General features: G+C 61.8%; 14 protein-coding genes and 1 pseudogene. 7 read left to right on the forward strand and 8 right to left on the reverse strand.

The window, feature by feature from the left end:
- Positions 1-11: 11 nt before the first annotated feature.
- On the reverse strand, positions 12-1,409 hold the full coding sequence (gene regB / locus ACR0BA_RS16715) for a sensor histidine kinase RegB (protein ID WP_093963869.1): 1,398 nt from the start codon (positions 1,407-1,409) through the stop codon (positions 12-14).
- A gap of 90 nt (positions 1,410-1,499) precedes the next feature.
- Between regB and ACR0BA_RS16720 the strand changes: the two genes are divergently transcribed.
- Complete coding sequence (locus ACR0BA_RS16720; RefSeq protein ID WP_170340640.1) at positions 1,500-2,126, forward strand: SCO family protein; 627 nt, start codon at positions 1,500-1,502, stop codon at positions 2,124-2,126.
- Positions 2,127-2,206: 80 nt separating this feature from the next.
- Positions 2,207-2,761: an ActR/PrrA/RegA family redox response regulator transcription factor gene (locus ACR0BA_RS16725; RefSeq protein ID WP_170368977.1), complete on the forward strand. Its 555-nt coding sequence runs from the start codon at positions 2,207-2,209 to the stop codon at positions 2,759-2,761.
- Between the two features lie 50 nt (positions 2,762-2,811).
- Here ACR0BA_RS16725 and ACR0BA_RS16730 read toward each other — a convergent pair whose 3' ends face one another.
- Positions 2,812-3,885 (reverse strand): alpha/beta hydrolase, encoded by a 1,074-nt coding sequence (locus ACR0BA_RS16730; RefSeq protein WP_217355819.1) that lies wholly within the window; start codon positions 3,883-3,885, stop codon positions 2,812-2,814.
- A 294-nt stretch (positions 3,886-4,179) separates the two neighbouring features.
- Positions 4,180-4,773 carry an HD domain-containing protein gene (locus ACR0BA_RS16735; RefSeq protein WP_222457828.1) on the reverse strand — a complete coding sequence of 198 codons (594 nt, stop codon included), beginning with the start codon at positions 4,771-4,773 and terminating at the stop codon, positions 4,180-4,182.
- A 205-nt stretch (positions 4,774-4,978) separates the two neighbouring features.
- Between ACR0BA_RS16735 and ACR0BA_RS16740 the strand changes: the two genes are divergently transcribed.
- The gene (locus ACR0BA_RS16740; RefSeq protein ID WP_170588092.1) at positions 4,979-5,293 is read left to right on the forward strand and encodes a hypothetical protein; all 315 of its coding nucleotides are present in this window, start codon (positions 4,979-4,981) and stop codon (positions 5,291-5,293) included.
- 96 nt (positions 5,294-5,389) lie between these two features.
- Positions 5,390-6,778 (forward strand): adenosylhomocysteinase, encoded by a 1,389-nt coding sequence (ahcY, locus tag ACR0BA_RS16745; protein WP_170342574.1) that lies wholly within the window; start codon positions 5,390-5,392, stop codon positions 6,776-6,778.
- 54 nt (positions 6,779-6,832) lie between these two features.
- Here ahcY and ACR0BA_RS16750 read toward each other — a convergent pair whose 3' ends face one another.
- Positions 6,833-7,480 (reverse strand): DUF899 family protein, encoded by a 648-nt coding sequence (locus ACR0BA_RS16750; protein ID WP_480729075.1) that lies wholly within the window; start codon positions 7,478-7,480, stop codon positions 6,833-6,835.
- A 188-nt stretch (positions 7,481-7,668) separates the two neighbouring features.
- Here ACR0BA_RS16750 and ACR0BA_RS16755 point away from each other — a divergent pair, with 188 nt between their 5' ends.
- A complete protein-coding gene (locus ACR0BA_RS16755; protein ID WP_170588086.1) occupies positions 7,669-8,010 on the forward strand; it encodes a DUF2853 family protein in 342 nt (113 codons plus the stop codon).
- A 218-nt stretch (positions 8,011-8,228) separates the two neighbouring features.
- On the opposite strand, the gene ACR0BA_RS16760 is transcribed toward ACR0BA_RS16755, so the two are convergent.
- From ACR0BA_RS16760 to tsaD, 4 genes are read right to left on the reverse strand one after another with little or no spacing between them, the layout of a single operon-like run.
- Entirely contained in the window at positions 8,229-8,651 is a 423-nt protein-coding gene (locus tag ACR0BA_RS16760; protein WP_480729077.1) for an EVE domain-containing protein, read from the reverse strand.
- Positions 8,651-8,920: a YciI family protein gene (locus ACR0BA_RS16765; RefSeq protein WP_480729078.1), complete on the reverse strand. Its 270-nt coding sequence runs from the start codon at positions 8,918-8,920 to the stop codon at positions 8,651-8,653. The genes ACR0BA_RS16760 and ACR0BA_RS16765 overlap by 1 nt, the downstream gene beginning before the upstream one ends.
- A gap of 1 nt (position 8,921) precedes the next feature.
- Positions 8,922-9,884 carry an NAD(P)H-dependent glycerol-3-phosphate dehydrogenase gene (locus ACR0BA_RS16770; protein WP_480729080.1) on the reverse strand — a complete coding sequence of 321 codons (963 nt, stop codon included), beginning with the start codon at positions 9,882-9,884 and terminating at the stop codon, positions 8,922-8,924.
- Positions 9,881-10,978: a tRNA (adenosine(37)-N6)-threonylcarbamoyltransferase complex transferase subunit TsaD gene (gene tsaD / locus ACR0BA_RS16775; RefSeq protein ID WP_170391408.1), complete on the reverse strand. Its 1,098-nt coding sequence runs from the start codon at positions 10,976-10,978 to the stop codon at positions 9,881-9,883. The genes ACR0BA_RS16770 and tsaD overlap by 4 nt, the downstream gene beginning before the upstream one ends.
- A 97-nt stretch (positions 10,979-11,075) precedes the next feature.
- Between tsaD and ACR0BA_RS16780 the strand changes: the two genes are divergently transcribed.
- The gene (locus tag ACR0BA_RS16780; protein WP_480729082.1) at positions 11,076-11,789 is read left to right on the forward strand and encodes a uroporphyrinogen-III synthase; all 714 of its coding nucleotides are present in this window, start codon (positions 11,076-11,078) and stop codon (positions 11,787-11,789) included.
- Positions 11,790-11,842: 53 nt separating this feature from the next.
- Positions 11,843-12,089: pseudogene (locus tag ACR0BA_RS16785) on the forward strand (hypothetical protein); the annotation flags it as partial.

The raw sequence follows: 12,089 nt of genomic DNA on the forward strand, positions 1-12,089 counted from the left end.
GGTGTCTTAACTCAGACCTGGAACCGTTCGTTCACGCCCGACGGCACCGGGTTGTCGCCTGTCTGCGCATCGATCAGTTTGCGCGGCCATGTCACCAGCACGATCGCGCCGCGTCGCTCGGCCTGGTCCGTCACCGCCTGGTAAGGGTCTGACCCATTTGCAAATTTCAGTTCGGCGCCGCTGCGCTCCAAGAGCGTTTTTGCGATGAATAGGCCCAATCCCATACCCTCGTATTCGGGGCGTGTGCGCAGATCGCTTTCGGCGCGTCTGCGGCGCATGAACGGGTCACCGATACGGCCGATGATGTGTGACGGATAACCGCGCCCGTCATCCATGATGCTGACGGTGATCCGGTCCGGCGTCCATTCGGCCTCGACCCAGACTTGTGCGCGGGCAAAGTCCACGGCGTTCTGGATCAGGTTTCGCAGGCCATGAATGATCTCGGGCTTGCGCAGGATCGAGGGCTGCTGGACATCACCGTCAGGCCCGGGGCCTTCGTCAAAATGTACCTGTTTGCCCCTGTGTATGTGGGGCTCGGCGGCCTCGTGGATCACGGCGGACAAAGGTGCTTGGCGCAGATGCAGGTCATCTTTGCCGGCCCGACCCATGTCGCGCAGGATGTCGCGGCACCGGTCGGCCTGTTCGCGGATCAGGGCGGCGTCTTCTTTCAGGTCCGGGCGGTCGTCCAACTCTTCGATCAGTTCCGAGCTGGTCAGCTTGATGGTGGCCAGTGGGGTCCCCAACTCGTGCGCGGCGGCAGCGACAACGCCGCCGAGGTCGGTCAGCTTCTGCTCGCGCGCCAGAGCCATATGGGTGGCGGCCAGCGCCTCGGACATCGACTGAACTTCGGCGCTGATGCGGTGCGAGTAGGCGCCGATGAATACGATCGCGATCACGATAGCGGCCCAGTTGCCGAACAGCAGGATGTCGGGGATGTCCAAAACAAGGCCGAGATCGGTGCGCAGTGGCAGGTGAAACTGGGCCAGAAGCGTCGCCAGCACGATTGCTGCGCCCCCAATGATCAGGGTCGACCGGGTGCTCATGACGTTGGCCGCAATCGTCACGGGGCCCAGCAAAAGCAGGGCAAACGGGTTGTTCAGACCGCCTGTGAGATACAGCAGGAAAGCCAGCTGAAGCAGGTCGAACATCACCATGAGGAAGTTTTCAAATTCCGACAGGCGCTTGTTCTGCGGGAACAGCAGGATGGCGGTCAGGTTGCCCATGACCGAAACACCGATGGCAAGGTAGCACAGCCCAAGCTCCAGCTGGACGTGATAGGTCTGCTGGGCCACGGTGATGGCCGTGATCTGGCCGATGATTGCCACCCACCGCAGCAGGATAAGCGTGCGCAGCCGGATCCAGCTGCTGCGTTCCTGTCCGCGCCAGAGGCTGGTGTTGGAATCCGTCATCGGGCGATTATGTCCTGTTGCGTCCGCTGGTCAACTTGATAGGTGTCCCGGCCGAACCGATCAACAACCCCATGTGTCAGGAATTTCGCCATGACCCGCCTTTATGCCATTCTTGCAACCGTCGTGCTGGCCGTGGGCCTGGGCGCCATGTGGCTGATGACGCGCGGCGGCGGTTCGGACGACAAGTTTGCCCAGTGCCGGTCCAGCCAGATTGCAGGCGGCACCGCAACCATCGGCGGCCCGTTCGAGTTGATCAACTCCAAGGGTGAAACCGTGACCGACAAGGACGTGATCACCGAGCCCTCGCTGATCTATTTCGGCTATACCTTCTGCCCCGATGTCTGTCCGCTGGACACCACCCGCAATGCCGAGGCCGTCGACCTGCTGACCGAGCGCGGCTATTCGGTCACTCCGATCTTCATCTCGGTGGACCCAGACCGGGACACCCCCGACGTCGTGGGGGACTTTGCCTACAACCTGCATGAAAAGATGATTGGCCTCACCGGTACGCCGGAACAGGTCAAGGCCGCGAGCCAGGCCTACAAGACCTATTACAAGGCCCAGGACAAGAGCGACGAGTATTACCTCGTCGACCATTCGACATTTACCTACCTCGTTACGCCGCAGGACGGGTTCCTCGAGTTTTTCAAACGCGACGCGACGGCCGAGCAGATGGCCGACACCGTTGCCTGCTTTGTGGACCAGGCGGCAGAGTAACCGTCGGTTTGACCTTTGGTGTGGCGCTGCTATTACTCATCTCAAAGCCTATCGGCATGAAATAGCAGAAAGACCACACCATGGCAGACATTGCTCAGCTTGACATCGGCCCCGACAAATCCCTGCTTCTGGTGGATGATGACGAGCCGTTTCTGAGACGTCTCGCCAGAGCGATGGAAAAGCGCGGGTTCGAGGTGGAAACCGCCGGATCCGTCGCCGCCGGCCGCGCGATCGCCACCGCCCGCCCGCCCGCCTTTGCCGTGGTGGACCTGCGGCTCGAGGACGGCAACGGGCTGGACGTGGTTGAGGTGCTGCGGGAAAAGCGCCCCGACAGCCGGGTGGTGGTTCTGACCGGATACGGTGCGATCGCGACCGCTGTGGCGGCGGTGAAAATCGGCGCGACCGACTATCTGTCGAAACCCGCCGACGCCACCGACATCACCAACGCGCTGCTGGCCAAGGGCGACGAACTGCCCCCGCCGCCGGAAAACCCCATGAGCGCCGACCGGGTGCGGTGGGAGCACATCCAGCGGGTTTACGAGCTGTGTGACCGAAACGTCTCGGAAACCGCGCGGCGCCTGAACATGCACCGCCGGACCTTGCAGCGGATTCTGGCGAAACGCAGCCCGCGGTAGCGTTTTGCCGATCGGCACTGTTCTGGCAACAGGCTTGGGAAATCAAGAAATTAAGGTTCGCCTACAACTTCCACTGAACCTTCGCCAATAAGGTCCTGAAGTTCTGTAGTGGAACGCCTACCGGTCCGTCTGCTCGTGCGGATTGCTTCACCAGCAATTCGAACCACCTCAGGGGACGAAGCAAATTTCGAGTGACTTGTGCTTTGAGAGTCCTGTACTTGGCTGAGATCAATAACGGTGACTCCTGACCTTGCGAGTTCGGCGGCATCGGCCGCGCCAACACGGTCGACTCCGCCAGAAATGAACTTCGAAAAACTCAAGGCTCCGTCGTCCGAGGATACGAGAACAAAGATTTTCTGATTGTCGTGGGTGATAGTTGAGAGCTGGCTTTCGAATACCGCCAAATCGATATCGGGTGCTGCCAGAATTATGTTTCGGATTTTCTTGTTGGGATTGAACTCGCCAGCAATTTCGGCTTGCGAGATAGCTTCCATCGTAAGGAACGCTCCCATCGAAAACGCGAGTATGTCAAATTGTTGAGCCTGTGATCGCGAAATGATCTCACCGGCTTTCAAAAAGTCTGATCTGGCAGCGAGGGCGCTGTTGATATCGTAGACGTATTTCAGAGTCTCTGCAGCAGACGCCCATGACATCAATACGGGGATCCCGTCATACTCGGTATCCTCGACAAACTGTGCCAATCTAAGGATGGCATCGCTCAGGGTCGTGTTGTAGCCGTGCACAAAGACCAGAACGTTTCTGTCGGAAACGCTAAGGTTCAGTAACTGATTGTCAATTTCAGAAACAAAGGCGGCTTCCGAAACATAGACTTTTGGTTCAACTATGGTGAAGTGCTTTGAAGCAATAGGTGGCAGAGAGGTGGCTCTTTCAATTTTTCCTGCTTTGTGAATTGGCGGGATGGTGACGACTACTGAAGCCAAGCCCAAACCCTCACCGCGGTCACCGGAAAAGAAGACCCCTTCTGCACCGGACGCTTGACGCGTCGTGGCAATGAAGACTGTTTGGCGCTTGGCCTCCTCTACCTCAGATGCAGGAAATCTTGGATTATCGATCCCTACCAATTCCGGCGGGCGGCCGCACGAAGCCGCTCCCAGCAACATCATCGTGGATAAACACAGAAGCCGGAATGCGCGCGGTAGATCCGAAGTTCCAATTCTGAGGCGTTTCATACAACGACGATCACTCGGCTCGGTTGCGCCTCATTAGACTGACGGTGCTGTTCTTCTGTCAACCGACGAACGCTGGAGCCGCTCTTTTTGGCTCAAGCAGTGTCTTCTCTGCGGTACGATATTGAGTAAATGAGGCCGTTCTTCGGAGTTTAGACACACGGACTGCGTGGGCGCCGCAAAGGCAAATATGCGGCTGGGGGCAAGCTAGATTCCCTTACCAGTCGAGTTTCATAGCTCCGCCAACAGCTCCGCGTGCCGCGCCGTATACGCCTGCCGAACCTCAACCGGTGGCCTGAGTGTGATCTGCAACCTCTCCATCACCGCCGCGTCCGGTCGGCCAAAGAACTTGGTTGCCTCGGCCTCGGAAAACCCCGCGATCTGGGTGGCCTCCATCCACGCGCTGATTTTGTCGGCTTTCTTGATCTGACGTTTCACCGTTTTCGGCACCGCGGCGGGCAGGCCAAAGCGGATGTGGATCGCCGCCGCCAGCCGGTCGTCCAGCGCGCCGTAACCCGGGCCGACCGCCGCCTTCACCGGCGAGATCATGTCGCCGATCACATATTCCGGCGCATCGTGCAGCAGCGCCGCCAGCCGCCATTTCACCGGCGCCTTGGGGGCGATCCGGCCAAACAGTTCTTCGACCAGCAGGGAATGCTCGGCCACGGAATAGGCGAAATCACCCGCCGTTTGGCCGTTCCAGCGCGCCACGAAAGCCAGCCCATGGGCGATATCCTCGATCTCGATATCCACCGGCGTCGGGTCCAGCAGGTCCAGCCTGCGGCCTGACAGCATCCGTTGCCATGCCCTGGGTCGTGTTGCCATTCTGCCATGCCCCCTTGTGCCGAACGTGCCTGAAACACGGTTTTGTGCTATGCTTAAGCCATCCTGATCACCGGCTGCCAACAGTTTCTTGAGCAATCGTGCTTTGAACCGGCAGCCAGGGATCACGACATTAGGTCTGAGGGGGGCGCGTGCTCCTCCCAGCATGCCCCTCTCGGATCGAAACCCGAACCGAAAGGAGCTTGTCATGTTCAAGCGTTTATTGGGAATGGCCCTTGTCTTTGGAATGGCTGCGACCGGGCCGCCTGCACTGGCCCAAAACTGCGCCCTGCGCGCGGATGTAATCGCCAAGCTGCAGCAGATCTATTCCGAAGAGCTGGCCTTTGGCGGATTGCAGAACACGCGGGGCGGTCAGACGGTCATGGAGGTATGGGCCTCGCGCGAAAGCGGCACCTATACCGTGTTGATGACTCACGCCAACGGAATCAGTTGCATTGTCGCCGCTGGCACCGATTTCTTCGAAGTGACGCCCAGGGCCCCGGCCGAAGGAGCGCCCAGTTGATTTGACGCCCACGCCCCAATCGCCATCCACGTTGCCACTTTTCCCCAACGGTGTTAGGGGCTGCCCAAACCGTTGTTGATCGGAATGGAGCATCTGATGGCTGGCGACTACATCGTCAAAGACATTTCACTGGCCGGGTTCGGCCGCAAGGAACTGGATATCGCGGAAACCGAAATGCCGGGCCTGATGGCTCTGCGTGCGGAATACGGCGACAGCAAGCCGCTGAAGGGCGCGCGCATCGTCGGGTCGTTGCACATGACGATCCAGACCGCCGTTCTGATCGAGACGCTGGTCGCGCTGGGCGCGGACGTGCGCTGGGCGTCGTGCAACATCTTTTCGACCCAGGACCACGCGGCGGCGGCCATCGCCGAGGCGGGCATTCCGGTCTTTGCCATCAAGGGTCAGACTCTGGAAGAGCACTGGGACTATCTCGACAAGTCTTTCCTGTTCGAAGATGGCCCGAACATGATCCTGGATGATGGCGGCGACGCCACGCTGTACATCCTGCTGGGCGCGCGCGCCGAAGCGGGCGAGGACATCATCCCCGTCCCGTCCTCGGAAGAGGAAGAGGTCATCAAGGCGCAGATCAAGAAGCGGATGGCCGCAAGCCCGGGCTGGTTCACCAAGGTGCGCGATCAGATCAAGGGCGTGTCCGAGGAAACCACCACCGGCGTCAACCGCCTGTATCAGCTGGTCAAGGACGGCCACCTGCCATTCCCGGCGATCAACGTGAACGACAGCGTCACCAAGTCGAAATTCGACAACAAGTACGGCTGCAAGGAATCGCTGGTCGATGGCATCCGCCGCGCCACCGACACGATGATGGCCGGCAAGGTTGCCGTGGTCTGCGGTTATGGCGACGTGGGCAAGGGCTCGGCCGCGTCCCTGCGCGGCGCCGGTGCCCGTGTGAAAGTGACCGAGGTTGACCCGATCTGCGCCCTGCAGGCCGCGATGGACGGGTATGAGGTGGTTCTGCTGGAAGACGTGGTTTCGACCGCCGACATCTTCATCACCACCACCGGCAACAAGGACGTGATCCGCATCGAGCACATGCGCGAGATGAAGGACATGGCCATCGTCGGCAATATCGGCCATTTCGACAACGAAATTCAGGTGGCCAGCCTGAAAAATCACAAATGGACCAACATCAAGGACCAGGTGGACATGATCGAGATGCCTTCGGGCAACCGCATCATCCTGCTTTCCGAAGGCCGTCTGCTGAACCTCGGCAATGCCACCGGTCATCCGTCCTTCGTGATGTCGGCCTCGTTCACCAACCAGGTTCTGGCCCAGATCGAACTGTTCACCAAAGGCGACCAGTACGAGAACAAGGTCTATATCCTGCCCAAGCATCTGGACGAGAAGGTCGCACGCCTGCATCTGGACCGGATCGGCGTCAAGCTGACCAAGCTGGACAAGGAACAGGCGGACTACATCGGCGTCACGCCCGAAGGCCCGTTCAAGCCCGAGCACTACCGGTATTGATCCGTCAGAAATTCGCGGAAAAGGCGGCCATCCGGGCCGCCTTTTTTGTTGCGCTCAGCGGAGCGGCGGCACGAAATCGCCGCGCCCCTGCGGCGTCAGGTCCAGAATGTTCCACAGGGGCCATGCTGCATCGACATGACGTGGATGCCAGTCGCTGGGCTGAAAGAACAGCTCGGAGCTCCAGAAATGGTGGATTCCCTGCGCATCGCGTTGAAACACGTTCAGAATCGGCAACTGGTTTCCGTCCTCGGTCTCGGCCAGATAGTCTTGCTGGTACGTCGTATCCAACGCGGAATAGAGCGGCAGATCCTGCCAGCCCATGCGCTGGCTCAGCGCAGCCAAGGCATCCGGTGTATTCTGCGCCACGACCGCAAAGGCGGTTTTTCGGGTCAGATGTGCGACCTGCCCGGTCAGCCCGTCCAGAAAGGCCGAGCACATGGGGCAGGGGTCCTGCGCCTTGGGGCCAAACATCAGCGAATACACGACCAGAGTGTCATGATCACCGAACAGGCTTGAAATCGGGGCAATACTGCCCCCGAGGTCCCGAAATGCGTAATCCTGCGGGATTTGGCCGCCCTTGGGCAAGGTCCGGCGCAGCGCGGCCACTTCCTCGACCCGCGCACGCAGATCGGCTTCGGCGGCCAGCAGGGCATTTCGGGCGGTTCGGTACTCGGCGCTTTCGTTCGGTAGGGCGATGATCATGGCAGTCTCCTCGACTCAATGATTAACTAAAATGTTAAATAAAAGTGAAACAATGATCAACCCGCGGGTGCGAGTATCCCTGCCTTGGGGGGAAACCGTCGGATTTTTCCCTTTGTTGAAAAGCTGTCAGCCGTTACCGTTCAGCCAGCGCCGCAAAGGCCGGAACCCAACCCACACAGGAGAGGACAATGGGAAAACGTGACGAGTTGATCGCCAAATACGCGGATGATCTGAAGAACAAATGCGGTGTGACGCCGGACATGGACCTGCTGACCAAGGTTACCATTGGATGCGGCCCGGCCATCTATGACGCGGATGCCGCGACCGTCGCCGCCAGCCAGGAAGGTGAGCTGGAGACCGTAAAGAACAACTTCCTGATCAAGAAACTGGGCCTGTCGGATGGCCCCGAGCTGATGGCAGCGATCAACAAGGTCATAGAGACCTATGGCATGTCCGAGCGCAACAAATACCGCGCGGTGGTCTATTACATGCTGACCAAGCATTTCGGCAAAGAGTCCGTCTACGGCTGATCCCGCCGCGACATTCGGAAACGCCCGCCCGACTGGTTCGGCGGGCGTTTTGCATTTGAATCATAATCTATTGATTTCATGTTTGAAAAACCGCCGTGCTCTGGACTACGTTCAATCCGTGACCAGGACGGTCAGAACCAGAGATTTCTTTGCGTGTGGTGAGTAGGGAGCACGCGGGGTAGGGAAGGTTCTGCATCGTCAGGGCCTTCCCTTTTTTCTCAATCCGTCAGGGCCTGGCCCAGTTCGCAGATCACCGCCCATTCGGCATCCGAGACGGGCTGCACCGACAGGCGCGAGTTCTTGACCAGCACCATATCGGGCAGCCGTGGATCAGCCTTTATCTGGTCCAGCGTGACCGGTTTGGCGAAGGGGCGCACCGCCTTGATGTCCACGCAGTCCCAACGGTCGTCATCGGTGGTGCTGTCGGGGTGGGCCTCGGCGCAGACCTCGACGATGCCGACGATCGCCTTGTCCTTCTGCGAATGATAGAAAAACCCCCGGTCGCCCAGCTTCATCTGCCGCATGAAATTGCGGGCTTGATAGTTGCGCACCCCGTCCCATTCCTCGCCCGCGTCGCCCTTGGCGACCTGCTGGTCCCAGCTCCAGGTCGAGGGTTCGGATTTGAACAGCCAATAAGCCATCAGCCGATGACCTTCTTCCACGGGATCAGTTCGACCGATCTGAACAGACCGGCCTTGGCGTAGGGATCGTTGTCGGCCCAGGCCTGTGCGGCGGCCAGGTCCTCGACATCCAGGATGACCAGCGACCCGATCATGGCATCGCCGTCCAGCAACGGCCCGGCCTGTGCGACCACGCCGGTTTCTTCGATATAGGCCAGGTGCGCGGCGCGGTTGTCCAGCCGGGTCTGCAGGGCGCCGTCCTTGTCGCGGGCGATCAGGGCGATAAGCATGTCATTCCTCCTTGAGTGGGCGATTGAGCAGGGATTGCAGGGCCTCGGCGACACTGTAGGCGCCACGGCTGAGCTGCGCCACCGTCTGGCAGATGGGCATGTCCAGCCCCTCCGTCGCGGCGATGGCGGCCATGGCATTTGCCGTGGCCACGCCTTCGACGGTGGTCGCAGCGTCAAAGGACTCGATGCGGCCCAGCGACAGCCCGAACCGGAAGTTGCGCGACAGGTCGGACGAGCAGGTCAGGACCAGATCGCCCAGACCCGACAGGCCCATCAGGGTTTCGGGCCGGGCGCCGCGCATCGCGGCAAAGCGCTGCATCTCGGCAAAGCCGCGCGTCATCAGGGCCGCGCGGGCGCTGTCCCCCAGACCCGCGCCGATGCAGGCACCGCAGGCGATGGCCATCACGTTCTTCAAGGCCCCGCCCAGCTCGGCCCCGGTCACGTCGGTGGTCCGGTAGAGACGCAGGTTGGCGGTGGTCAGGGCCTGTTGCAGCCGGGTGCCCAAATCCACGTCGGCGCAGGCCAGTGTCAGCGCCGTCGGCAACCCGCGGGCAATGTCATCGGCAAAGCTGGGCCCGGTCAGCAGGGCGGTGCAGGCGCTGGGCAGCACCTGTTCGATCACGGCAATCGGACCCAGGCCGGTGGACAGTTCGATACCCTTGCAGCAGGCCACAAGGGTGCGACCCTGCAGGTCCGCCGCATGGTCCGACAGGACATCGCGCAGTTTTTGCATGGGCGCCGCCAACAACAACACGTCGCTTTGACAGGCCAGCGTGATTTCAGCGGTCACCGTGATGGCGTCGGGCAGGGTGACACCCGGCAGGCGGGCGTCGTTGCGGCGGGTCGCCTGCATCGTCTGCGCCCGCTCTCCCGACCGGGCCCACAAGGTGACCGGACCCTTGCCCGCCAGTGAGATCGCCAGCGCGGTGCCAAAGGCGCCCGACCCAAGGACCGAGACACTCATGCCTTGGCCCCCTTGCGCCCGCCGCCCAGCATGGCCGGGCTGGTTTGATCCAGCGGCCAGCGGGGCCGGGCGGTCAGGTCCAGCCCGTCGCGCGCGCCCAGCCGGAACCGTTCCAACCCGGCATAGGCGATCATCGCCGCATTGTCGGTGCACAGGTGTAGCGGAGGGGCGGTAAACCGCGCGCCGGCTTCTGCGGAAACAGACTCTAACGCAGCCCGAATGGCCGTATTTGCCGCGACGCCCCCGGCCACGGCGATCACCGGCTCGGCCGGGTTGGTTTCAAGATACAGGGCGATGGCGCGGCGGGTCTTTTCGGCCAGCGTATCCACAACCGCCTGCTGGAACCCGGCGCACAGATCGGCGCGGTCCTGACGCGTCAGCCCGCCTTTTTCGGCCACGATCTGGTCGCGCATCCGCATCAAGGCGGTCTTGAGACCGGAAAAGGACAGATCGCATCCGGGCCGATCCAGCAGCGGCCGCGGAAAGCGAAAGCGTTTGGGGTCGCCATCGCGCGCCTCAGCCTCGACCGAGGGGCCGCCGGGCTGGGGCAGGCCCAACAGGCGCGCGGTCTTGTCGAATGCCTCGCCCGGGGCGTCGTCGATTGTGCCGCCCAGCCGGGTGAACCGCTCGGGGCCGTGGGCGATCAGGTATTGGCAATGTCCGCCCGACACCAGCAGCATCAGGTAGGGAAAGGCGATCCCGTCCGTCAGGCGCGGGGTCAGCGCGTGGCCGGCCAGGTGGTTAACGCCGATCAGCGGCAGACCGGTGGCCGCGCTGATCCCCTTGGCGCACATCACCCCCGACATGACCCCGCCGATCAGCCCTGGCCCGGCGGTCACGGCCACGGCGTCCATGTCCTGCAGCGTCAGGCCCGCCTGCTCCAACGCCTGCTGCACGCAGACATCCAGCTTTTCGGCATGCGCGCGGGCCGCGATCTCGGGCACCACGCCGCCGAAGGCGCTGTGCAGCTCCGTCTGGCCATATACGACCGAAGACAGAACCTCAGCCCGTTGCCCGCCGGACTGGCGCACCACGGCCGCCGCCGTGTCATCACAGCTGCTTTCCAATCCCAGAACGGTAAGTGTTTGCACCATCTGCCTGAACCATTGCATCATGATCTGGTCGCGGGGTATCACCCCGCGCCGCAGCAAACAATCCTCAAGGCCCGAACGCCCGCCCGTGTACCTGTTGATGACCCGCCCCCGCGCCGCCTCGGAAAGGTTCGTGGCGCAGCTGCCCGAACGTTTGCGGTCGCGGGTTCAGGTGGTCTATTCCCCGCTGCTGGATATCCGACCGATGGAACAGGCGGTGGACACGACTGGAATTCGGGGCCTGATCTTCACCTCGGCCAATGGCGTGGCGGCCGCCGCGGCGCAGGATGTGCGCCGGGATCTACCCGCCTATTGCGTGGGGCCGGCCACCACCGAAACGGCCCGCCAGGCCGGGTGGGAGGCCCGAATGGCCGGCGAAACCGCCGAGGAACTGGTCGCCAAACTGCTCAAAGAGCGCCCGGACAGCCCGCTGCTGCATCTGCGCGGCGAACACAGCCGGGGAAACATCGCGGCCCGGCTGACCGAACTGGGCCTGACCGTGCGGGAACAGCCGGTCTATCGCCAGCGGCTGCTGCCTTTGACGCCCGAGGCCCGGGCGGCTGCGGCTGGTTCGGCCCCGGTGATTGCGCCCTTGTTCTCGCCGCGGACCGCGCGACAATTTGCCGACCTCTGGCCCGGACCGGCGCCGCTTTTGGTCGCAGCGATGAGCGGACCGACCGCCAAGCCCCTTGAAAAATTGGCGATTGCCCGTTTGCGGATTGCCAAACGCCCGACGCCCAAGAAAATGCGGAAAGCCGTGAAAAAACTCGTTAAATACGCGATCCGGCTTGAGGGCGCGATGGGCGCGGATTAACTTGGATGCGTCTGCGCGTCAGGTTTTATGGGAATCGACAGGGGGAAGTGACGGTGGCTGCCAAGAAAGACACAGACCAGAAACCGGCCGACGACCCCAAGGTCGATGAGGTGCCCGAAGCGGTCGACGCCAAGACTGACGCCTACACGCTTGACCCGGAAGATCGGGTTGAACAAAGCCATTCCGAAGCCGAAGCCGAAGCCGAAGCCGAAGCCGAAGCCGAAGCCGAAGCCGAAGCCGAAGCCGAAGCCGAAGCCGAAGCCGAAGCCGAAGCCGAAGCCGAAGCCGAAGCCGAAGCCG

The sequence above is a fragment of the Ruegeria sp. CI5 genome, assembly GCF_056536885.1.

What these genes read in the sequence shown, in the direction of transcription:
- ACR0BA_RS16760 (WP_480729077.1), bottom strand. Translation starts at nt 8,651, where the DNA reads ATGGCTTATTGGCTGTTCAAATCCGAACCCTCGACCTGGAGCTGGGAC.
- ACR0BA_RS16755 (WP_170588086.1), top strand. Translation starts at nt 7,669, where the DNA reads ATGGGAAAACGTGACGAGTTGATCGCCAAATACGCGGATGATCTGAAG.
- regB (WP_093963869.1), bottom strand. Translation starts at nt 1,409, where the DNA reads ATGACGGATTCCAACACCAGCCTCTGGCGCGGACAGGAACGCAGCAGC.
- ACR0BA_RS16765 (WP_480729078.1), bottom strand. Translation starts at nt 8,920, where the DNA reads ATGCTTATCGCCCTGATCGCCCGCGACAAGGACGGCGCCCTGCAGACC.
- tsaD (WP_170391408.1), bottom strand. Translation starts at nt 10,978, where the DNA reads ATGGTGCAAACACTTACCGTTCTGGGATTGGAAAGCAGCTGTGATGAC.
- ACR0BA_RS16770 (WP_480729080.1), bottom strand. Translation starts at nt 9,884, where the DNA reads ATGAGTGTCTCGGTCCTTGGGTCGGGCGCCTTTGGCACCGCGCTGGCG.
- ACR0BA_RS16750 (WP_480729075.1), bottom strand. Translation starts at nt 7,480, where the DNA reads ATGATCATCGCCCTACCGAACGAAAGCGCCGAGTACCGAACCGCCCGA.
- ACR0BA_RS16780 (WP_480729082.1), top strand. Translation starts at nt 11,076, where the DNA reads ATGACCCGCCCCCGCGCCGCCTCGGAAAGGTTCGTGGCGCAGCTGCCC.
- ahcY (WP_170342574.1), top strand. Translation starts at nt 5,390, where the DNA reads ATGGCTGGCGACTACATCGTCAAAGACATTTCACTGGCCGGGTTCGGC.
- ACR0BA_RS16740 (WP_170588092.1), top strand. Translation starts at nt 4,979, where the DNA reads ATGTTCAAGCGTTTATTGGGAATGGCCCTTGTCTTTGGAATGGCTGCG.
- ACR0BA_RS16725 (WP_170368977.1), top strand. Translation starts at nt 2,207, where the DNA reads ATGGCAGACATTGCTCAGCTTGACATCGGCCCCGACAAATCCCTGCTT.
- ACR0BA_RS16735 (WP_222457828.1), bottom strand. Translation starts at nt 4,773, where the DNA reads ATGGCAACACGACCCAGGGCATGGCAACGGATGCTGTCAGGCCGCAGG.
- ACR0BA_RS16720 (WP_170340640.1), top strand. Translation starts at nt 1,500, where the DNA reads ATGACCCGCCTTTATGCCATTCTTGCAACCGTCGTGCTGGCCGTGGGC.
- ACR0BA_RS16730 (WP_217355819.1), bottom strand. Translation starts at nt 3,885, where the DNA reads ATGATGTTGCTGGGAGCGGCTTCGTGCGGCCGCCCGCCGGAATTGGTA.